This window comes from Kineothrix sp. MB12-C1 (assembly GCF_030863805.1).
GTDB lineage: Bacteria > Bacillota > Clostridia > Lachnospirales > Lachnospiraceae > Kineothrix.
On sequence record NZ_CP132957.1, the window covers coordinates 1,315,288 to 1,337,231 of the forward strand.

General features: G+C 39.0%; 17 protein-coding genes and 1 other annotated feature. Of the genes, 2 read left to right on the forward strand and 15 right to left on the reverse strand.

Annotation, left to right across the window (positions count from 1 at the left end):
• Nucleotides 1-83 precede the first annotated feature (83 nt).
• The 7 genes from rplJ to rpmG all read right to left on the reverse strand — a co-directional run bounded on the left by rplJ (nt 84) and on the right by rpmG (nt 4,830).
• Nucleotides 84-665 carry a 50S ribosomal protein L10 gene (gene rplJ, locus RBB56_RS06185; RefSeq protein WP_306721509.1) on the reverse strand — a complete coding sequence of 194 codons (582 nt, stop codon included), beginning with the start codon at nt 663-665 and terminating at the stop codon, nt 84-86.
• 171 nt (nt 666-836) lie between these two features.
• Nucleotides 837-990: a sequence feature (ribosomal protein L10 leader region), on the reverse strand.
• 73 nt (nt 991-1,063) lie between these two features.
• The gene (locus tag RBB56_RS06190) at nt 1,064-2,332 is read right to left on the reverse strand and encodes a CapA family protein (protein WP_306721510.1); all 1,269 of its coding nucleotides are present in this window, start codon (nt 2,330-2,332) and stop codon (nt 1,064-1,066) included.
• 228 nt (nt 2,333-2,560) lie between these two features.
• On the reverse strand, nt 2,561-3,250 hold the full coding sequence (gene rplA, locus RBB56_RS06195; protein WP_306721511.1) for a 50S ribosomal protein L1: 690 nt from the start codon (nt 3,248-3,250) through the stop codon (nt 2,561-2,563).
• 59 nt (nt 3,251-3,309) lie between these two features.
• The gene (gene rplK / locus RBB56_RS06200) at nt 3,310-3,735 is read right to left on the reverse strand and encodes a 50S ribosomal protein L11 (protein WP_306721512.1); all 426 of its coding nucleotides are present in this window, start codon (nt 3,733-3,735) and stop codon (nt 3,310-3,312) included.
• 174 nt (nt 3,736-3,909) lie between these two features.
• The gene (gene nusG / locus RBB56_RS06205) at nt 3,910-4,425 is read right to left on the reverse strand and encodes a transcription termination/antitermination protein NusG (protein WP_306721513.1); all 516 of its coding nucleotides are present in this window, start codon (nt 4,423-4,425) and stop codon (nt 3,910-3,912) included.
• A 15-nt stretch (nt 4,426-4,440) separates the two neighbouring features.
• A complete protein-coding gene (gene secE, locus RBB56_RS06210) occupies nt 4,441-4,650 on the reverse strand; it encodes a preprotein translocase subunit SecE (RefSeq protein WP_306721514.1) in 210 nt (69 codons plus the stop codon).
• Between the two features lie 30 nt (nt 4,651-4,680).
• On the reverse strand, nt 4,681-4,830 hold the full coding sequence (gene rpmG / locus RBB56_RS06215) for a 50S ribosomal protein L33 (RefSeq protein ID WP_306721515.1): 150 nt from the start codon (nt 4,828-4,830) through the stop codon (nt 4,681-4,683).
• A gap of 362 nt (nt 4,831-5,192) precedes the next feature.
• Between rpmG and fliD the strand changes: the two genes are divergently transcribed.
• Nucleotides 5,193-6,509 carry a flagellar filament capping protein FliD gene (fliD, locus tag RBB56_RS06220; RefSeq protein WP_306721516.1) on the forward strand — a complete coding sequence of 439 codons (1,317 nt, stop codon included), beginning with the start codon at nt 5,193-5,195 and terminating at the stop codon, nt 6,507-6,509.
• A gap of 144 nt (nt 6,510-6,653) precedes the next feature.
• Here the strand turns inward: fliD and RBB56_RS06225 are convergent, their stop codons facing one another.
• From RBB56_RS06225 to RBB56_RS06235, 3 genes are all read right to left on the reverse strand, one after another.
• The gene (locus RBB56_RS06225; RefSeq protein ID WP_306721517.1) at nt 6,654-8,288 is read right to left on the reverse strand and encodes an acyl-CoA carboxylase subunit beta; all 1,635 of its coding nucleotides are present in this window, start codon (nt 8,286-8,288) and stop codon (nt 6,654-6,656) included.
• Nucleotides 8,289-8,706: 418 nt separating this feature from the next.
• On the reverse strand, nt 8,707-9,834 hold the full coding sequence (glf, locus tag RBB56_RS06230; protein WP_306721518.1) for a UDP-galactopyranose mutase: 1,128 nt from the start codon (nt 9,832-9,834) through the stop codon (nt 8,707-8,709).
• A gap of 87 nt (nt 9,835-9,921) precedes the next feature.
• Nucleotides 9,922-10,260, reverse strand: coding sequence for a transcriptional regulator (locus RBB56_RS06235; protein ID WP_306721519.1), 339 nt, complete (start codon nt 10,258-10,260; stop codon nt 9,922-9,924).
• 875 nt (nt 10,261-11,135) lie between these two features.
• On the opposite strand from RBB56_RS06235, the gene RBB56_RS06240 reads away from it, so the two are divergent.
• On the forward strand, nt 11,136-12,332 hold the full coding sequence (locus tag RBB56_RS06240; protein ID WP_306721520.1) for an IS256 family transposase: 1,197 nt from the start codon (nt 11,136-11,138) through the stop codon (nt 12,330-12,332).
• Nucleotides 12,333-12,738: 406 nt separating this feature from the next.
• Here RBB56_RS06240 and RBB56_RS06245 read toward each other — a convergent pair whose 3' ends face one another.
• The 5 genes from RBB56_RS06245 to RBB56_RS06265 form a co-directional block, all read right to left on the reverse strand.
• Complete coding sequence (locus RBB56_RS06245; RefSeq protein WP_306721521.1) at nt 12,739-13,101, reverse strand: molecular chaperone; 363 nt, start codon at nt 13,099-13,101, stop codon at nt 12,739-12,741.
• A 533-nt stretch (nt 13,102-13,634) separates the two neighbouring features.
• The gene (locus RBB56_RS06250; protein WP_306721522.1) at nt 13,635-15,863 is read right to left on the reverse strand and encodes an adenylyltransferase/cytidyltransferase family protein; all 2,229 of its coding nucleotides are present in this window, start codon (nt 15,861-15,863) and stop codon (nt 13,635-13,637) included.
• 21 nt (nt 15,864-15,884) lie between these two features.
• A complete protein-coding gene (locus RBB56_RS06255; RefSeq protein WP_306721523.1) occupies nt 15,885-16,781 on the reverse strand; it encodes a DUF1919 domain-containing protein in 897 nt (298 codons plus the stop codon).
• A gap of 34 nt (nt 16,782-16,815) precedes the next feature.
• A complete protein-coding gene (locus tag RBB56_RS06260; protein WP_306721524.1) occupies nt 16,816-19,353 on the reverse strand; it encodes a hypothetical protein in 2,538 nt (845 codons plus the stop codon).
• Nucleotides 19,354-19,373: 20 nt separating this feature from the next.
• Complete coding sequence (locus RBB56_RS06265; RefSeq protein WP_306721525.1) at nt 19,374-21,923, reverse strand: hypothetical protein; 2,550 nt, start codon at nt 21,921-21,923, stop codon at nt 19,374-19,376.
• Nucleotides 21,924-21,944: the final 21 nt, after the last annotated feature.

The following is a 21,944-nucleotide window of genomic DNA, read 5'->3' on the forward strand; positions in this document are numbered from 1 at the left end:
TTTTGTAAGTTTGATTTTAAATTTTGTTAGAACTTCGTTTCATTCGCTTTGTCTTAATTCTGTTAGAATTTATTCCTAAGAATTTATTCAGCAGGAGCTTCTTCAACCGGAGCTGCTACTTCTTCAGCGGGTGCCGCTGTCTCTTCTACTGCCTCTGCAGCAGGAGCTTCACATGCGGATGCGCCACCTTTTTCTGCCAACTGATTCATGACACGAGCGAAGTTGGTGATCGGAGACTGAATGCTTCCAAGTAATTTGGAAAGTAATTCTTCTCTGGAAGGAACCTTTGCAACTTCTGCAATACCGTTTGCATCATATGCAGCACCTTCAACTACACCGCCTTTGATTTCGAGTTTGCTTGCTTCCTTCGCAAATTTGCATAATATTCTCGCAGGAGCCGTAGCATCTTCTGTAGAGATAGCAACTGCACTGGGACCTTCGAGATACGGAGCGAGAGCTTCGAAATCTGTTCCTTTAAACGCGAAATTCATCATCGTGTTCTTGTAAACCTTGTAAGTAATTCCTGCTTCACGAAGCTGCTTACGAAGTCTTGTATCCTGTTCTACCGTAAGTCCGCGGTAGTCAACGAGAACAACTGACTGCGCATCTTTAATGTTTGCAGAAATCTCTTCTACGATGGGTTGTTTCAATTCAACTTTTGCCACTTCTTTTACCTCCTTATAGATTTGTAAGGGCGATAGCCCTCCTTCTTGCCGATGGGAGTTTATATAGAACAAAAGTGTGCTTCACACACTCTCGCGGTTAAAACCTTGATAGCACAGCTTTTGTTCCGCGCGCGTAGCTGCGCATTCTATTTTCTGTAATAGGCACACTTTCCTATTACAAAAAAAACCTCTCTGAAGACAGAAAGGTTTAAAGTCATAGTTCATACATCAACTCTTCTCCTCGGTAGGCGATATACTTACGCCGCACAGAAATTTTACATTTCCGCTTAGCACCTACTGTCTCCGGCATGGTCAAAACGACCTTTATTACTATAATATATCTCCTGGCAGATTGTCAAGCATATTTCTGCAATTTGATTATATTTTTAACTGACTTTTCAATTAATATATCCATCCGAATCAAAGTTCACCCCCGGAGAAATTGCACGCATATAGGAAAGCACTCTCTCTTTTTCCCCACCTTCTAACAGCACTGTCTTGCTATCCTTTTGTAGAGCCGGGATAAACTGAAGACTTTTCAGACCATTTTCATCAATAGCCGCCTTCACCAGGCATGTATCCACTTGCTTAGAATTAAACCAGAAGTTGCCCAGGCTATAGACTACCGGTACTCCATCGATATATTGGATGGGTTGCAGGCAATGCGGATGACCTCCAATGATTAAGTCAGCCCCCGCCTCTACGATCTTAGGTGCCTGATCGAGTTGCAGCCAATCGGGTTGTTCCACGTTTTCCGTTCCCCAATGGATATAGACTATTACAAAATCACTATTTTCTTTTGTCTCTCGTATCACCTCTAGAAGTTTATCAGGATGCAAACACCGGAAAACTCCCGCTGACACGTCTGTTGCTCCTTTGGTATCAGGATTGTCCAGCCGCTCGATTTGTGTTGCCGATACGATTGCTATTTTAATATCATTGGCAATGAAGTAAACAGGCTTTGCCGCTTCTTCCAGATTGCGCCCGGCTCCCACATATGGCATTCCCGCCTCTGTTAGAATATCCAATGTATCAAGAAGAGCCGCTTCTCCATAATCATAAGCATGATTATTTGCCAGGGATACGATATCCACCCCCATATCCCCAAGAAGGCTTACCGATTCCGGCTTCGCCCGGAAAGTAAACTGCTTCTCAGGAATTGGTGTACCTTTATCGGAATAGGGGAATTCATTATTCAGCATTAGAATATCCGCACTTTTCATTTCCTCCAAAAGCTCCGCTCCAATGCTGTCATAGATTCCGTTTCCTCTCTGCAAAAGCTTCGCCATCACGCTGTAATTAGGGTCAAAAAGAATATCGCCGCCAAAGGATATGGTCACTTCCTCCTCCGATGCCGTTTGCTTCGCATAGATATTATGGTCCTTCATATATTCCTCATCTGACAAAACTTCACCATATCTTCCGCCACCCGAACCGCTTTCACCCAATGCCTCCGCCTCTTTTTCCTCGGGTATCTTCTCTGTAAAAATATGAGAAACTACTTCTGTAAACTTAAGAGGGGAGAATTCTTCCGCATCCTCCTGCCCCACAACGACACGATATACCAGGATTCCTGCGGTGCCGACAAGAATTACTCCCGCCAACGTCAACCAGAAGGTCAGCATAATATTCAAAATATGTCTTTTTCTCCTACGGATCTTCTTCATCCACTACCAGCTCCTATTGACAAAAAGGCTGTCGCACTTAATGTGCGGCAGCCTCATGTAAACTTTAATGAAACTGTTCCACAGTTCCAAAAGCAAAGATTGCTTTGTGAAAATCCATTAAAATCACCTTCGGTGATGGGATTTTCAGTTGCTATTCCATGTTTTCTTACGGTCAGCGCAGTAAATGCGCAGACCTACTGAATCGTTACACTTTACTCATGATGTATCTTAGAATTTAGCAACGCTTACTTTTACACCAGGCCCCATTGTGGAAGAAAGTGTAATACTTCTCAAATACTGACCTTTCAGCGCTGATGGTTTTGCTTTTATAATCGCTTCCATCAATGCATTGAAGTTCTGAGATAACTGTTCTTCCGTAAAGGAAGCTTTACCTACAGGCACGTGAATAATATTAGATTTATCCAATCTGTATTCAATCTTACCTGCTTTAATATCGCTAATAGCTTTGGTCACATCCATAGTTACTGTTCCGGCCTTCGGGTTAGGCATTAAACCTTTCGGTCCGAGAACCTTGCCGAGACGACCTACAACACCCATCATATCAGGAGTTGCAACAACAACGTCGAATTCTAACCAACCTTCGTTCTGAATTCTGGGAATCAGCTCTTCGCCGCCCACGAAATCTGCTCCGGCCGCTTCTGCCTCTGCTACTTTATCGCCTTTTGCAAATACTAAAACTTTTACTTCTTTACCTGTACCGTTCGGTAATACAACGGCACCACGAATCTGCTGATCAGCATGACGTCCGTCACAGCCTGTTCTGATGTGAACTTCAACTGTCTCATCAAATTTTGCAGTAGCGGTTTTCTTTGCAAGAGCAATCGCATCTGCAGGCTCATACTGAACGTTACGGTCTATCTGTTTTGCAGCCTCATTATATTTTTTTCCATGTTTCATTGTCAATTCCTCCTATGGTTCAATCGGCAATTTCCATTGCCTCCCACTTTTGCTTGTTATTAATCTTCTACTGCTATACCCATACTTCTTGCAGTACCGGCAATCATGCTCATTGCCGATTCAAGAGTTGCCGCATTCAAGTCAGGCATCTTAAGCTCTGCGATTTCTTTAACCTTGTCCTTAGAAATCGTAGCTACCTTTGTCTTGTTCGGTACTGCCGAACCTGACTTCAAGTTGCATGCCTTCTTAAGAAGAACTGCTGCCGGCGGAGTCTTTGTCACAAAGCTGAAACTTCTATCTGCATATACTGTAATAACAACCGGAATAATGACATCGCCCTTATCCGCTGTTCTTGCGTTGAACTGTTTCGTAAATTCAACGATATTAACACCATGCTGTCCAAGTGCAGGACCAACCGGTGGTGCCGGTGTTGCCTTGCCGGCCGGAATCTGTAACTTAATATATCCTTCTACTTTCTTTGCCATTTTGGCTACCTCCTAAAATATTGTGGTATGGCGCTCCATCCTTGCTAAAATACGCCGGACGTTGCTCCCACTGCTCCGAAGAATTCTTCAGAACGTTCCTGTTGCTGTTTATATTTAGTATCGAAAGAAACCTTCGATTATAAATATCATTGTAACTGTTCAATACTCTCACATTTACATTTTTCTCACTTCTGCAAAACCGATTTCGACCGGTGTTTCCCTGCCGAAAAGTTCCACATTAATTGTCGCTGTCTGCTTGCCGTAATCAATTCTTTGTACGACACCGATGGTATCTTTCCAAACACCGGCTACAACAGCGATCGTATCTCCCTCTGAGAAATCGACTGAGATATTTTCCATTTTAATACCAAGAGGTTTCATTTCCGCCTCGCTAAGGGGTACCGGTTTACTTCCCGGACCTACGAAACCTGTTACACCTCTCGTATTCCTGACTACATACCATGTGTCATCATTCATCACCATATTGATGAGGACATAACCCGGGAACATTTTCTTCTGAACGTTCTTCTTGGCGCCGTTCTTCATTTCCACAACATCTTGCATGGGAACGCGAACTTCAAGAATCTCTTCCTCCAGATGTCTGTTCTCGATTGTCTTCTCAATATTGGCTTTGACCTTATTCTCATACCCGGAATAGGTATGTACTACATACCAATTTGCCTCTGCCATTTATTCACCCTCACTCTACAACGTCGTCAAGAAATCGATTCCATACTGTAATATAAAATCGATGATAGCAATAATCGTGCCCGCTATAACGGAAATGCACACAACCGCCACCGACTGTTTGAGAAGTGAATCTTTATCGGGCCAGGTAATTTTCTTAAATTCAGTTTTTACACCTTTGAAAAAATCTGTCTTCGGTGCTTTATCTGTCTTTGCGGAATCTCCCATGTTGTACTCCTTTCAAAAATTACGGGCCAATTATTTAGTTTCTTTGTGTGCAGTATGTGTTTTGCAGAATCTACAATACTTTTTTGTCTCCATTCTATCCGGATGTGTTTTCTTATCTTTTGTTGTATTGTAGTTACGCTGCTTGCATTCTGTACATGCTAATGTAATTCTCGTACGCATATATTTTTCCTCCAATTTTTGAGCATAAAAAAAAGACCTAAAACTAATCTCGTTTGAATACTATAACATAAGAAATCCGCACCGTCAACTGCTTTGAACGGTTTTTGCACGATTTTTTCACTTTTTTATTTTATTTATTATGATGTCTTTCTTCTCTTCCTTTTTGAACCGATATATGTTTCATAATATAATAATTTTATTTTTTATTATAATGCTTTTTTTACAAAATGGATATGGCATTTATGAGTGAATTGTGAGACAATATTTGTATAATCTGTACATTGCTATGTTACAGGCTTTTTACTATAATTTACTATGATTAGGTATCAATTACTTTATTATAGAAGAAAGGAGGGGATATTATGGCATATAACGGCGCCATTCTTAACAGCATACATAATAATTATTTAACTACATATAGCCCGAAGAAGTCTTCTAGCTTCGATACGCATAAGAAGAGCGAACTTCGCAATATCTATAATTCAATCGTTAAGCTGAATAAAGAATCCCCTCTGTATAAGTTCGATACCAATAAGGAAATCAAGACATTTGCAGTGAACATGAAAGAGGACGCCAGACAACTTCGCAATACAATTGTCTCCCTGGGCGGTCTCGATGAGGAACAGATTCTCAATAAGAAGGTGGCTTATTCCAGTAATCCGGATATGGTTTCCGTCTCTTATATTGGTGACCTTTCCGAACATGCGGATACTCAGGAGATTCCTTCTTATCAAATAGGAGTAGTTTCTTTGGCTTCGGGACAGGTTAATATCGGGACATTTCTCCCCGATTCCAAGGTAAAACTTCCATCCGATACTTATTCCTTCGATATTAGCATTCAAGATTTAAATTATGAATTTCAATATAATATAAAAGAGAGTGAAACAAACCGCGATATTCACGGAAGACTTGCAAGGCTGATTAGCAATGCCGATATTGGAATTCGTGCGGATGTTGTTGAGGACGGAAAAGGAAATAGTGCACTACGTCTCACTTCTGTTTCTCAGGGACTTAAAGAGGATGAAACTTCTATCTTTACTATTTCCGATGATCACACGAGCAAAACCTCCGGTTCCGTTTCTTACTTTGGGTTAGATTATTTGGCACGCCCTGCCTCCAATGCAGAATTCTTATTGAATGGGATGCCTCATACTGCCAAGTCAAATAATTTTATTATCAACAATCTTTATGAAGTTACATTAAATGGCGTTACCGGTTTAGAAGAGCCTAACGCTACTATTGGTCTTAAAACAGATGTGGAATCTTTAACCGAGAATATAAACAACCTTTTATCCAGTTATAATTCTTTTATCGATAATATGTCCAACTATTCGAATCATTATATCGGTACGAAACGGTTACTCGGTGAAATGCAAAAAATTACTGCCCACTACCAGAGCAGCTTCGATGTTATCGGACTAAAGCTTCAGGATAACGGAACCATCCGGGCAGACAAAGACGAATTAGAGACAGCAGTTTTATCCGAATATGCGAAAGAAGATTTTTCTTCCATTAAGAATTTCGCCAACTCTCTTCTTAGAAAGACGAACCAAATATCTCTCAATCCTATGGATTATGCGGATAAGACTATTGTCGCATATAAGAATCCGGGGAAGAACTTCGCTACTCCTTACATTACGAGCGCTTATAGCGGAATGTTGTTCAATTATTACTGCTAGTATTTGATGGGTGCTATACCAGATAACCAGATATTAAAATTATAAATATTTACATATTAAAAATGCCGGAGACTCCGGCATTTTTGTTATTAGGAAATATCTTCCCCCGGTAAATCATCGTGGTATTTCCTTCCCTCTTTTTTATTATAGCGGTATATTTCCATGCTTTTTGTATGGGCTCTCTACCGATTTATTTCTAAGTGCCTTTAAAGCCTTAAGGATCTTCTCCCTTGTCTCTTCCGGCTTGATCACTTCATTCACAAAACCTCTGGACGCTGCCACGTAAGGATTCAAGAAACGATCTTCATACTCCTGCTTACACTGTGCACGCATTGCCTGGGAATCTTCCGCTTCTTTAATCTTTCTCTTAAACGCAATATTTACCGCTCCGTCACCACCCATAACAGCTATTTCTGCAATTGGCCATGCAAATACCATATCTGCGCCCATCTCCTTGGAGTTCATCGCTATGTACGCTCCACCATAAGCTTTTCTCATAATGAGTGAAATCTTCGGAACTGTCGCTTCCGAATAAGCGTACAACACCTTCGCTCCATGCCTTATAATCCCATTATGCTCTTGTGCCGTTCCCGGTAAGAAGGCAGGAACATCTACAAGGGTTACGATCGGAATATTGAAACAGTCACAGAAGCGGATAAAACGTGCTAATTTATCAGAAGCATGATAGTCCAGGGAACCTCCCATTACATTCGGTTGATTTCCTACAAGGCCTACTACTTCACCGTCCATACGAGCCCAGCCAACCACAACATTTGGCGCGAACTCCTTTTGTACCTCGAAGAAGCTTCCCTCATCAATGATACACTCCATCACTTCCTTCACATCATAGGCACGTCTGGAATTATCCGGTACAATATTTCTTATGCGACAGGGTTCTTCTTTCCCTTTCTGGGATAAGAACTTGCTCAGACCTCCTACTTTCTCCATTACCTTATTTACACTCAGCAGAACTGAAGGCTTCTCTTTAATGTTTTTTACCATTGGAGCCTTTTCCTTATTATTGGCCGGAAGGTAGGAAAGAAGCTTTCTCACTCCCATAAGGCACTCTGCCTCTGAGGAATAAGTAAAATGGGATACACCGCTCTTCTTCGCATGTACTTCCGCACCACCGAGCTCCTCCACGGATACTTCTTCATTGATTACTGTCTTTACCACGTTAGGCCCGGTAATAAACATCTTAGAGATATCTTTTACCATGAAAATAAAGTCACAGATTGCAGGTGCATAGCATGCTCCGCCTGAACAGGGTCCTAAAATAACAGAAATCTGAGGAATTACTCCGGACGCTTTCGTATGGCGCAAGAACATGCCGCTATATCCGCTCAAGGAATCAATCCCTTCCTCAATTCTCGCACCGCCGCTATCGTTGATGCAGATAAGAGGTGCCTTCATATCCATCGCCATATCCTGAATACGGCAAATCTTATAGGAATGATACTCTCCCAAAGTTCCTCCGATTACTGTGAAATCTTCGCTGGCAACAAATACAAGACGGCCGCCAATTTCTCCATAGCCTGTTACCACGCCATCGCCCGGGACACGTTTTTTGTCCAGGTCGAAATCATCGATTCTCGATTCCACGAAACCATCTACCTCTACGAAGGTCTCTGGGTCCATCAGTACTTCTATTCTTTCCCTCGCTGTCATCTTGCCGCCTTGGTGTTGCTTTTCAATTTTAGCCAATCCACCGCCCAGCGCGGCCTTTTCTCTGCGTCCATCTAGATCTTTTATCGCTTCATCCCAAGTTTTATTTGCCATTTAAACAATACTCCTTTTTGGTTGCTTTTCTACGTCTTCTTACGGCCCACGCAGTAAATGCTCAGGCCTACTGAATAGTTATCTTTGACTTTCATTTGATTTTATAATATTTTGAATATCAAAGTATTTAAAGTTATTATAGCATTGTTTTTTATTTTTTCAAGAACTTTTTTGTTTGATTTTCAAAGTTTTTATTTTCAGCTTTATTTAAATACCTCCTTAACAACTTATTTTAAAGATTGAGATAGTATAATATCTTAACGGTATTATACTGCGCCGAGCAAAGCGAGTGTGCAAAAAGCATACCGTGGCCGCTTGCGGCTAAGGTATAAACATATTATTTGAGCGTACTAAAATAGTAAAAGGATAATTATCAGAAATTTACACTTCCAATAATTATCCTCTTATAATCAGCAACTCACTCTTCGCTGCCTTCTCTCTGTTCCTTAACCATAATAAGCGCCTGAGCAATCACTTTATCCATATCATAGTATTTATATTGTCCCAGACGGCCGCCGAATAAGATATTCTTCTCTTGTCTGGCCAGCTCTTCATATCTTTTGAATAATGCATCATTACGCTCATCATTCACCGGATAATATGGTTCATCCCCCGGCTGCCATTCGGCAGGATACTCCTTAGTAATAACCGTTCCCGGCTGAGATCCGAACTCAAAATGTTTGTGTTCAATAATTCTCGTATAAGGAACTTCACGCTCTGTATAATTCACCACCGCATTGCCCTGATAATTATCACACTCTGGTAGCTGCTCTTCTTCAAAACGAAGGGAACGGTATTCTAAGGTTCCCAGCTTATAATCGAAATACTCATCAATCATTCCCGTGTATAGCACCTTATTGAAGGTAATTTCCTTCGTCTCTTCATTCGCCTTTATAAATTCCCTATATTCTGTGCCGGTGCGAGTATCAACTCCTTCTAGAAGCTTTTCCACAATCGATGTATAACCGTCTATCGGTATTCCCTGATATAAATCATTGAAATAATTATTATCAAAGGTAAATCTGAGCGGAAGACGCTTAATAATAAACGCCGGAAGTTCAGTACACGGTTTGCCCCATTGCTTCTCGGTATAGCCTTTAATCAACTTCTCATATACATCGGTTCCCACTAAAGACAGCGCTTGTTCTTCCAGATTCTTAGGATCTGTAATGTGCAGATCAGCAATCTGAGATGCGATCTTCCCCTTCGCCTCTGCAGGAGTCTTCACGTTCCACATCCGGCTAAACGTATTCATGTTGAAAGGGAGATTATAAAGTTCCTCCTTGTACACGGCAACCGGCGAATTCACGAATCTATTGAACGTGGCATATTGATTGATATAATTCCATATCTCCTGATTAGAAGTATGGAAAATATGTGCTCCATATTTATGGATATTAATTCCTAACACTTCCTCAGTATAGATGTTACCCGCAATATGCTCTCTTTTATCGATAACCAGACATTTTTTCCCTTGCTTATTCATCTCACAGGCAAACACTGCGCCAAATAATCCCGCGCCTACTACCAAATAATCATAGTGCATGAATATATCTCCTCTTTTGTCACTATTCAGCCTACGGCTTCCTAGCAACAATTTATTCGTAACTGTTCAATACCTTCACAGTTACATTTATTCTTTTATCTGATATTTTTCCAACTGTACATAGTCTTCCATCAAATCGAGAACTTTCTTTCTTCCTGTTTTATTCAATTTTACATAATACTGCATTACGCGATTCTCCAGAATCTTCTCGCCGAGAACAGCGCCTCTTTCCAGTGAAGAAAAATCGACCGGATTCAGATTCAGCTTATCGCACATCTTAATAACGGTTCCATATGCCATTCCTTCAATTCCCCTGTCCAATGCTGTTACTAATGTACTGTATGGAATCTGCATTTCAATTGCAAACTGACGTACACTTTTGTATTGTGATAAAATTTCCTTCTTCAAAATTTCTGCCTTTACCATAATCTCTTCACCCTCCTGTCCGCTACTAAAATATAAGCAGCACTCATTAACTTGTTCTCCATTTCTGTCTCTTTCGAGCGCATACATGTATACACTCTGTTTAGATTTTCTATATTATAACATATATACGTTTTTTTGCCATCGGTTTTCAAAATATATTATAAAAATTTAATAATTGATGGCCATCCACTCAGATCAACTCCCAGAGAACGCCTTCTTACATTTCCAGAAGTAATCAGCCTTCCCTAGGAGTCCATAGAAGTGAAATATTGATGTGTGAAACGTACAAACACATAGAAATGTTTGTGATTTTGTAATTATATATATCTTATAAAATATTGGTCTAAGCGTCAAGCGTTTATACTTAATTGGAATAAAATTCATGAAAAATATTCCGTACGGAATATTTTTACTATATTAAATATATCCATATGCTGTATATGGTTATATTTTCTCTTTTAGACTATTTTATGCAATTTAAAAATATCTTTTAAAATTCTGTACGGATAATTCGAAAAGATGTTTTTACGATTTTTAAACTTTATTATTCTTCTTATATTCGGAAAATTCGTCCCTGATTTATTAAGGACGAACTTTTTAGCTAGCAGGATATGCGGTATCGAAGTATCAGATTCGTAAAACGAAACAGTTATATGTACTTTTTTCAATGGGGTAAATTAGAATGTTATCAGAGCGATTGATTGTTGTACAGAATACCGGCTATTGATTTGCAGCCAGAGTATACATACAAACGTAAGTTTCCGGATAACGTATAATTAATTTCGCACTTTTAATTTCATAAAAATAGACATGGTCTATAGCCGTTTGGTAGAATTAAGTTACCACACAAAAATCTCACAAAGGAGGCTATTACCATGTCTGATAACATTATACAATTGAATGAGGACTTAATAAAGCACGATTTAAAGAATCTTGTCCGTAGCAGTGTAGAAGAAACATTGAATGCTCTGCTTGACAAAGAGGCTGATGAGCTTGTGAATGCCCAGAAATATGAGCGTTCTTCCAATCGGCAGGGTTACCGTTCCGGCCATTATAAGCGGAACTTCCAGACCACTTCCGGAGAAGTGGAACTTAATGTTCCAAAGCTTAAGGGGGTTCCTTTTGAAACTGCTATCATCGAACGTTACCGCCGCAGGGAATCTTCTGTGGAGGAGGCCTTGATCGAAATGTATCTGGCGGGTGTTTCCGTACGCCGTGTAGAAGATATCACAGAAGCACTGTGGGGAACCAAGGTTTCTCCGGGAACCATCAGCAACCTCAACAAGAAAGCTTATGAACACATTGAAACATGGCGTTCAAGACCTCTATCCGGTACTTATCCCTATGTCTACGTGGACGGGGTATATCTCAAGCGCAGTTGGGGCGGTGAAATTCAGAACGCATCCATCCTTGTGGCAATCGGTGTCAGCATGGACGGCTGCCGTGAGATCATTGGTGCAGCCGAAGGCATGAAAGAGGATAAGGAGAGCTGGAGGTCTTTCTTTGTATGGCTGAAAAAACGTGGTCTTACAGGCGTTCGCCTCATCATCGGTGACAAAAGTCTTGGAATGCTTGAAACGATCCCGGAAGTATTTCCAGATGCCCATTATCAGCGTTGCACGGTACATTTTTATCGAAACATTTTTTCTGTGATTCCACGCAATAAAATGAAAGCGGTTTCCATGATGCTCAAAGCGATTCATGGGCAGGAAAGCAAAGCGACTGCTCTTGAAAAGGCGCAGCAGGTGGCTGCAAAACTCATAGAAATGAAGCTCTCAAAAGCAGCAAAAAAACTTCAGGATGGAATCGAAGAAACACTAACCTATATGGATTTTCCTACTCAGCACTGGACCAGAATTCGGACAAACAATACGATTGAGCGGCTAAACCGGGAAATCAAACGTAGGACCAAAGCCATCGGTGCTTTCCCGGACGGACAAAGTGCCCTGATGCTTGTATGTGCCAGACTGCGTCATGTAGCCGGAACGGTGTGGGGGACACGATGCTATATGAACATGGATCATCTCAATCACCTGGCTGATGATCCGCTGTCTGATAACATAGCCGGTTAACTACTGGTTGCTAAACGGTAGAAATAAAATTTGCGAAAAAATCTTGACACTATCTGGATTTTATCCTTTTACCTCTTAATAGTTCACAAAAATATTTATCTACAATCACTTAATAAAGAATATCAAAAAAGGATAGAAAACATTAGTTTTCTATCCTTTATAATAAGCTTATATAAAATACATTATTTCAAGGTTAACTCCGCGCTCATTCCCCTTTTACACACTATTAGCTAACACTTAAAATGAATTTTATATATAAGCTAACTACCTTTTTTTTCCATTTCTTGTTCACAATTAGAATTATATAACATTTCTTTTAAAAAGTAAATACCTTTTTTCATTTTTTTTATTTACTTTTCATATTTCTTTTATGAAATCATTAACTATGGGGAAAAATACACATCTTTTATATCGCTTCATCAATTGCATTCGATAAATTATGTAAAAACATTATAATATCTTTTTCCATTGATTCAGCTATTCTGTTATCATCCTTACTCTTCACAGCCTCATTGAATCTCAGTATACTTTCATTTGCTTCCTCTTTTTCAATGCGTACTTTTCCTTCATTAATGAAATCCGCAGTTCCATTATATATCTGTATCAACCAATTAAGTCCATCCAGGCATTGCTTCATGAAGTCATCCGTATCAGGTTTTCGATTACCTCTTAGCTCTAATACTAGCTCCTCCATTCCTATCGTCAACTTTACCAAATATTCCTTGCTTACCTGTAATGCTTCTTTTTGTTCTGCTCTCAATTGTTCCATAACCTTTTATCCTTTCATGTAAGTTTATAAGTAGTTTCATTAAGTATCATAATAATGGCAAACCAGTATTCTCTCTCACTATTTGAAGATACTGAATTACTCTCTCATCCTCAGATGCATATACACTTAATTTGTCCAATAATTTAAGCCATAAAATATCTTGATAAATCTATCACATAAGGATTATATCTTGCAATAATATAATTTTCCAATTCCATAAGTAATGAATTATTCATATCATTAGATTGATAAGGATTTTTATAACTCTTTGGAATATCCTTAACAATGCCATCCTTAGCAAAATAATATATATTAGAACAGAATCAATTCGGAATTATATAATTAACATCATATTTCTGAGATATTTTTTCAAAGAATAAATCAACATAACCGTACCATAATCCCTTGGGTAAATTCATATAATTCACTAACTGCATATCATACAAGTCCATTATGAGATATTTAGCATTAGAGTTTAATAAAAGCTCTATCGTATCTTTTATTGTATCTTAAGAATAATACAATCATCCATTTTACAATAAAGATTTCTCGATTATACCTTTTAGCTTAGTGGAACTTGTTCCCGCCGTATATGGAAAAAATACCATATCTACTCCTTGTTTTTCTAAGAAGGTTTTTGACCCTAGCCAATCTGGATTGTTCACGTAATCACTGCCGGAAAACTGGCAGTCAAAATGATACATCTTATAGGCATCTTCCGTCCCTGCGCTATCTAACGGGATTTCAACCGCCTCGTCTACATATTTGCATGCACGGACTATTTCTATTCTCTCTTTAAGCGGTATAAAGGGTTCTGTTTTTTTATTCTTCCTCACTCCTTCGTCCGTTACTATACCTACAATTAAGTAATCGCATTGCTCCTTAGCCCGTTTGAACATGTTCAAATGTCCAATATGAAATAAGTCAAATACACCCGCAATATACCCAGTGCGATACTTTTTTGGTTCAGAACCCGCATCATCCTCTTTCTTTATTACAACTGCTTTCTTTCTTGAATACTCCACATTTCTGTCATAGACACAATAATCCGTCACTCCCATTCCCTGTAATTGCTTGATAATCGCAAGATAATTCTTAACGCAAATTATAACCCGGCACTCTTGTTTCGGTATTTCATCTATGAGTTGGGGCGCTGTTATCTCTATGCCCTCCAATTGTGTTCCCCATTTCGACTGGTTATTATCCACTATGGCATAGATTTCATATTCCTTTTTAAACTGTGCCAAAAAACGTTTCGTAAAGATTCCTGAACCGAACACAATGATTTTTTTCCTCTCAGCATCCCGAAATAAATCTACGAAAATCCTTTGATATTCCGTCTCCGAATAATTTATCCTCTGCCTATTCGTATGAATTACCCTTGTATTCCCTTTAAATCTTTGATTGAAGCTCCCCAACTCTCTTTGATTTCTCAATTTATACAGGAACTCTGCTGCTAGCTTTATCCATAGTTCTAGATTTTCTTCCAATCCGTATCTTTCGTAGAAGTATTTTCTGGGCAATATCGATTCCATTTCCGGATCATTCATATAGATCACTTCAATCGCTCTATAAATAATGACATTCGCCGGATAATTTTCTTCATAAAATTCCTGGTCATAGAATATATATTCGCCATTATCATAGAAGCAGTTAAGAGGAACTAAATCGATATAACCTTTCTTCAACAATATACCTCTCTCCTCGTCTATAGCTACATGATCTGAAGAACGCAATATAAAATCCCGGAATTTATCTACCTCTTCTTTAAACTTTCCTACGTCTTCCTTTGCGAGCCTCCGAAAGTATACCATTGCTATCTCACTGTCTACATATGGCATATAATAGCTTTTATTCTCAAGGGTTCCTTCCAATACATTTAATCCATGGAGTCGTAAATCCTCTTCGTTCTCTTTAAGCCCTGTTAACTTATCAATTCCCTCTGCATATAGCGCGCGCTTTTCTACTATGTTATTATTTCTGATAATCGTCGCCATCGCGTTATCTTTTCCCCTATCCATAGAGACCGTAACATGCTTTATATTTGCAAAGATATTATTCTTGGAACATTCTATCAGGAAAGAGTTTGCGATAGTATGGAACATTCCATTTTTAATAATATCGGTATATAAGAATTGTTCTTCCAAGAAAACAGAGTCAGGATGTCTATACATAGGGAAAAATCTGATAGACAATTCTTCAGCCGGAAGATAGTCCTGTGCATAAATCAATTGGGGAACTTCCAAATTAGGCAAAACCGAGTAAAACTTTCTATGTATCCAGCCCGATTGTTCTAAAAGATTGATAATTTCTTCTTTTGAATAATTACGCCCCTCCAACTTCTCCCTGTCCACCCCGAGCAAGCTTCGATAATTCTCAATCCCATCAAAGCTTCTGTCAGTAAAGGGATCCCTATCCCCGCAAAAGTATCGCAAGCCTAATCGATTATCCATGCCTAAGAGCATTCGTCCCTCTTCATGAAGCAATTCCCGCCATGAGGAAAGGGCATATACCGGATTAGATAGGTATTCAATCTTACCTACTACAATAACATAATCAAAGTCGGCTCTATATCTATGTTGAAATTCCTCTCGTAAAGAAGAATTAACGGATACTTGAATAACATCGTTACACTTCTCATTTAAAATTTTTGTAATACTACTGTCCTCATCCCCTATACATAATACTTTTCCTTCTTTTAAAAAGTCATACCAATTAAGCAAGCCTTGAGGGAAATCTTGAATCATCTTATCTATAGTCATACTATTCTCCACGCAAAATCATTATTTATTCTCTTCACATCTATAAAAATGTTCATCACCTGATAACAATTTTAATACATTGTACGAATAACTGCCATTTCCAATACCGGCATTATTGTTCACAGCTATATAAAACGCTTTTGCATCACCTGTTTTATGTATGTTGATTAACTCATTTCTTGAATCTTCAAACGGTACAAAGCCTATCTTCGGCGATACCTTTATATTTAAGAACCTTTCTATCATTTCTTTATTTTGGGTGAACATGGCTACAAAAAGATTATTATAATTAATTTTGCTACATCTCCTATTCCAGTTTTCTTGTACCTTTTCAACCTCTGTATCATGATTACAGTGAATTTTAATATCTCTTAATCTCATAACTGGATATTGTACACCTAAATCAGTTTGTTCTTCAAATTTCGAAAACTCAAGTGGATATTGGAGATATTCTTTCATATTGCTTAACAACATTAAATAGGCCCTATCCTTTAAATAAAGATTTTTAAATGGTGAGCAGCATTCGAGTCCTAATGTACGATATACGAGCCCACCCCAACAATTATTGGAAATTATACTAATTCGACTTTCTTTTACTCTGACATATTCATCAAAGCTTAGGTCCGGCACATCTAAAATTCTATATGGCAATATTTTTTCTCTCGTTATACCTAACTGCAACATTTCATAGAGAAATTCCTCTTCATTATCTCTCATAATAATCAAATAATCAAACAATATATTGCTCAGATTAGCTATATCGACAACTGGATAACCATCTATATGGCTAAGAAAAAAATAGTCCTTATCAATTATTGCTACAATTTCTATTTCTTCCTTGTATGTCAAATATTTCAACGTATTAACATGTTTATTATATATTTCTCCGATTCCCCATATTATCACTCTATATTTCATGAAATTCTTCTCCTCTTATACCAAAAGAATCCTTTTATCTATTTTCTTCCAGAATGTGCATCACATATTCGTGCACCTTATCCCCGCAAGTACCATCCAAATTAGCAGCCAAATCTGATAGTTCTTCTATCTGTATCTTCTTAATATCTTCCAATCTACCCAAAATCAAATCATCGAAAAAGTCTTCCAAAGAAAAAAGTTTGCTTTCCCTCTTGAAGAATCCGCGTCCTCTGCTTATCCGTTCAAAACCACGCTCTCCTTCCATCAACTTTATAAGGTCCGCTTCCGTCAAAGCAGGTTTAAACATCTCATATGTTTCTTTTTCTACATGTAGGATTGCCGTAACATCATCACAATTACGTTGGACAAATATGTTATCCGAACCTATTTTAGATCCGAATTCACTAGATAAGTGAAAACCCGGAGTATACCCATTGGCAGGTTCCTCCGCTCTCTCCCAAAATTCCTTCGCAAGCATAGATATTTCACCCGTCGACTTTGAGAGTTTCACCATGCCGTTAGAAAAACCGGGAATAGTTACGATCCATTCCCCCATATCCAATAAACGTAAATGAGTTAATGGGGTCCTTGCAAGCTCATTCCATGAACGAAACGTCTCCGGCATACTGTAGACTCTTGCTTCGAACGTTTGCTTGTTCCACCGAACAATATTGCCGTTTTGAACTTCTGCCAACCAAAGAAAAGTATCATCTACAGATATCCCCGAATAACTGTATTCCGCATTTTCTATCGCACAGCATTTATATGTTCCGTCATCCATATGGAATTTCAAGAGATAGTTTGTGCTTTGTAAACTAATCCACAATTCACGACCATATGCTGCATAATCGCAAAATACTATTTCATGGATACCACTCACTTTTCTTATCTCTTGTATACACTTTAAGTGATATTTCCATTCTTTTGTTTCCATATTAAGTTCTGCGATATAGTCTCCCGTTCCTGAAAGATAGAAGATTCTATTTTCATATACTACGGTTTGGCGGTATCGCAGGCTTTCTTTTGTCCTTTCCCTCGACAGCATACTTATTCTTTGACTATGTCTGTTATACACTGCCGGGTCATCCGCAAGAAATGGTGAAAGAATAAGCTCATCTCCCAAGGACACCATATGCGGATAAGCAGCATCCCATTTAGGCTGCCCTGCAACGCGCTCTATGTAATGGATTTGTTTTGTATCCATATTCATATGAAAAAGTGCATTATAACGATTTGTTGTAACCCACAACACACCATTCTGCTCCACGGTATCTGTAATGTGTATACTTCTTTTCTCTTCTTCTGTATATCCTCCTGTTATGTGATTATTGAGAATAAAAACAGGTTTTCCGATCGCTCCGAACAGATTGACCACCGATGTACTTTCTTCCCCTATATATGCATCTGCAATAGCCACCGTTCTTGAAATATCGGTAGTTGCATCCAATATACCGTTCTCACAGGATAGAAAATCTTCTATCAGTGCACGATATTCCTCCAACAGCCCGGGCCGCATCGCTTTAAGGGTCGCTTCCAGAAGCGGATGCGGCCTCCATATCAATACCAAATTTTTACTTTTTCTGATCGTTTCATATATATATCTGATTTTGTTAAAGTAAATACTACCCTCTTGGAGAATACATCCAATGCTTGTATTTAACATTAATACTTTCTTCCCTTTAAGGAGAGTTCTCCATTGTTCAGGGATGACCGATTCCTCCCGATTCAAACGAATCACGCGGTCTAACTTGGGCGAGCCGAAGGGAAGTATTTTATCATAATAAGCTTTTCCTCTACAGAAACTCTTCGCATATTCTGATTGTACAACCATATAGTCCATATGACGATATATTGGTAAATCGAGATGCTCCTGCGTGATAATTCCTGTTGTAACATAATAAGGAACATAAATAAGCCTTCGTATATATTGCTTTATTTTATCCGAATGAAATGCCGGATGAATACATGTAACAAAATTGCTTCCATCATATGGATTATGAATATAAGCAACATCCGGACTATTTAACTGCAAAGAATATTCTTCATAATGAGTAATAGGAACTTCGGCCGGAAACAAATCGCCTTCGTAACGATATTCCCATTTCGTATTTTCCGAGTCGAACTCATAATATGGCAGCGGCATGACATGGCATTCGCAGCTCTTATCCTCTTTACATGCACGCCATATGCTTTCAAGGCTATCCCACATAGAAGCTTTATAGGGCATAAATATTATGTGATAAATAACAGGGAATTCATTCAAAGCTTTCATCGCCTTACTGGCTAGTTCCTCTAAAATAGATACGTCTTCTTTACTAAGAGCTCCTTCGTAAGATTCTGAAATAATAAAAAGCTCTTCACAATATCGTTCTAAAAGTGAGACGAAATCACCGCTATTCGCAATATTCGCAATCATCCCTTCCACAGCTTCTCCTACTGTAATAGCTGATTCCTGACAGCTCATGAGCATCTCTATCGCTTGCTCTTGATCTTCCGTTATTGTCAGTTGGAGATGAAGTTGTTGAACCGTTTTTAACAAATTCATGAGCTGTTCTCTGATAAATACGCGCATATCCCCTCTTCTTTCCCATACTACTTCTCTTGTTCCAAAATATCCATCATATACTCATGTACTTTAATTCCGCAGGTTCCATTCGGATTAGCCGCCAAATCCGATAATTCCTGCAACTGGCGCTTCTTCGCTTCTTGCAACCTGCCTTGCGCCAGATCATTGATAAAATCTTCGAAAGAAAATATCCTGCTTTCTCTTCGGAAGAAACTATAATGCTTCCCTATTTTCTCAAATCCATCCTCTCCTTCTATCAGCCTATTAAAGTCTTCTTCCGAAAGCATAGGATAAAATATATCAGCAGTTTCTTCCTCTACATCAATAATTGCCGCCGCATCATCATAGCTTCTCTGAACCATAACGAAATCTTTATCTATTTTCACTCCGAACTCACTGGATAAATGAAATTCCGGATTATAATCCTTCTGTTTCTTATCGGACTCTTTCCAGAAGTCTTCCAAAAACATGGATACTCTTCCCGTCTCCTTCTCCAACTTCACCATACTATTGGAAAATCCGGGAATAGTTATCAGCCACTGTCCCATATCGATTAGGCTTCGATGAACCAAAGTTCGAAATGCTTTACGATGCCAAAAACGGAATTCTTCCGGCATAGAATATTCGATAATGTCATTCGCAAACGGATTCCATCGGACAATATCCCCGCTGTGTGTCTCTGTGAGCCAAAGATATCTACCGTCCATAGCAATTCCGGAATAACATTTCCTCCGCTCACCTATAGGATGCAGAGAATATGTTCCATCCACCATACAAAACCGCAACACATAATTCGTATAAGCGGCACTAATCCATAAGTCAGCCCCGCTCATAGCATATCCATATGTCTTCTCTCCCTGTATGATCATTTCTTTGATGAATTCTTCCCCTATTGCCATAGTCTCTTCCAGTTCTCGGATACAGGTAGAATGATATACAAAGGAAGAAGTGCTCGCGTTATATTCTATTATCGTATGGCCTATTCCGGGAAGATAGAATATCCTACTACCATAAGCTACTGCATGCCGGCATTGCAGATTCTCTTCCCCCAAGTCTGTATGTAACGCATCTATCTTTCGAGAATCTGTATGATATACCATAGGATTCACCACATTATAGGGAGACAGGTATATGTTCTTGTCAGAAATCGTAATGGAAGAATAAGCCACTCCCCATTTAGACTGCTCCCCCACCTTTTCTTCCCATCGAACCTTCTTCTTATCCAAATCCAGAGAAAATAGCGAATTATATCTATTACTCACCAACCATATGGTATCCGGCTGCTTCGCCATATCCGTTATATGGACTTTCCGTCTATTTTCCTCAACGTCTTCTTCTATAATATGATTATTCAGAACAAAAATCGGCTTCCCTGCTGCCGCAAATAAATTAAGAACTGACGAGCTCTCCTCTCCGATATACCCGTCTGCAATCGCCACTGTCCTGGAAATATCTGGTGTATTGTCAAATACACCTATTTGATTCTGTATAAAATACGCTATCATCGCATTATATGCTTCTAATAAATGAGGGCGCATAGATTCAATAGTCGCTCGTAAAAGTGGATGAGGCCGCCATATTAATGCAACTTTATCCTGTCCGGTAACTATTTCACAAATATACTTTATCTTCTCTAAATACACCTCTCCATCATGCAGAAGACAATTAACACTCGTATTAAGCATCAAGGTCTTCTTATTCCCCAATACATCTTCCCATTCCGACGGTATCTCTATTCTCTCATTACACAGGCGTACCACTTTATCTATCTTCGGCGACCCTAACGGCAATACCTTATGGTAAAAAGGCATATCTTTGCAATAACTCTTCGCATATTCCGATTGGACTATCATATAGTCTATATTGTCATACACCGGCAATCGCAGCTGATCCCATGACAAAAAGCCCTGTGTCACGTAATAAGGTACATACACGAGCTTGTTAACATGCTGCTTTATTCGCTCCGAGTAAAACGCAGGATGAACATTAATCACGCGATTCTGTCTATCATACGGATTATGGATATACGCGATATCCGGGTTAATTCCTTTCAAATCATACCTTTCGTAATGAATAACAGATATATCGGAATCGAACAACTCCCCGTCATAACATTCTTCCCATTTATTCTCACCAGCATTATATTCAAAATAAGGAATAGGAACGACATGGCATTCACACCTTTTATCGTTCTTGCAAGCCAACCATATACTTTCCAGGCTGTCCCACATAGATGCCTTATATGGCATGAATACAGCATGATATGTATTGGGAATTCCACGAATCATCCGCTCTGCCTTATCTATCAGCTCATTCAAAGTTGAAATATCAGCGGTGAGAATTACCCCGAGCTGCACCAGTAAATAGACCTGTTCACAGTATTCTTCCAAAATCTCTACAATATCCACATTCTCTTCATTATTCTCGATGGTTTCTCCAATTGTAATGGCCGTCTGTTGGCAAGCTGTCAGGATTGGAAGTATTTGTTCATCTTCGGTCAGATTTTCGAGTAATATATGCAATTGTTTCATATCATTTAACAATACAACAAATTGGTCCTTAACAGATACACGCATAAATTACTCTCTTTCTATCTA

What these genes read in the sequence shown, in the direction of transcription:
- RBB56_RS06245 (WP_306721521.1), bottom strand. Translation starts at nt 13,101, where the DNA reads ATGGAACAATTGAGAGCAGAACAAAAAGAAGCATTACAGGTAAGCAAG.
- rplK (WP_306721512.1), bottom strand. Translation starts at nt 3,735, where the DNA reads ATGGCAAAGAAAGTAGAAGGATATATTAAGTTACAGATTCCGGCCGGC.
- RBB56_RS06255 (WP_306721523.1), bottom strand. Translation starts at nt 16,781, where the DNA reads ATGAAATATAGAGTGATAATATGGGGAATCGGAGAAATATATAATAAA.
- RBB56_RS06260 (WP_306721524.1), bottom strand. Translation starts at nt 19,353, where the DNA reads ATGCGCGTATTTATCAGAGAACAGCTCATGAATTTGTTAAAAACGGTT.
- RBB56_RS06190 (WP_306721510.1), bottom strand. Translation starts at nt 2,332, where the DNA reads ATGAAGAAGATCCGTAGGAGAAAAAGACATATTTTGAATATTATGCTG.
- rpmG (WP_306721515.1), bottom strand. Translation starts at nt 4,830, where the DNA reads ATGCGTACGAGAATTACATTAGCATGTACAGAATGCAAGCAGCGTAAC.
- fliD (WP_306721516.1), top strand. Translation starts at nt 5,193, where the DNA reads ATGGCATATAACGGCGCCATTCTTAACAGCATACATAATAATTATTTA.
- rplA (WP_306721511.1), bottom strand. Translation starts at nt 3,250, where the DNA reads ATGAAACATGGAAAAAAATATAATGAGGCTGCAAAACAGATAGACCGT.
- RBB56_RS06235 (WP_306721519.1), bottom strand. Translation starts at nt 10,260, where the DNA reads ATGGTAAAGGCAGAAATTTTGAAGAAGGAAATTTTATCACAATACAAA.
- RBB56_RS06240 (WP_306721520.1), top strand. Translation starts at nt 11,136, where the DNA reads ATGTCTGATAACATTATACAATTGAATGAGGACTTAATAAAGCACGAT.
- RBB56_RS06265 (WP_306721525.1), bottom strand. Translation starts at nt 21,923, where the DNA reads ATGCGTGTATCTGTTAAGGACCAATTTGTTGTATTGTTAAATGATATG.
- glf (WP_306721518.1), bottom strand. Translation starts at nt 9,834, where the DNA reads ATGCACTATGATTATTTGGTAGTAGGCGCGGGATTATTTGGCGCAGTG.
- secE (WP_306721514.1), bottom strand. Translation starts at nt 4,650, where the DNA reads ATGGGAGATTCCGCAAAGACAGATAAAGCACCGAAGACAGATTTTTTC.
- nusG (WP_306721513.1), bottom strand. Translation starts at nt 4,425, where the DNA reads ATGGCAGAGGCAAATTGGTATGTAGTACATACCTATTCCGGGTATGAG.
- RBB56_RS06250 (WP_306721522.1), bottom strand. Translation starts at nt 15,863, where the DNA reads ATGACTATAGATAAGATGATTCAAGATTTCCCTCAAGGCTTGCTTAAT.
- RBB56_RS06225 (WP_306721517.1), bottom strand. Translation starts at nt 8,288, where the DNA reads ATGGCAAATAAAACTTGGGATGAAGCGATAAAAGATCTAGATGGACGC.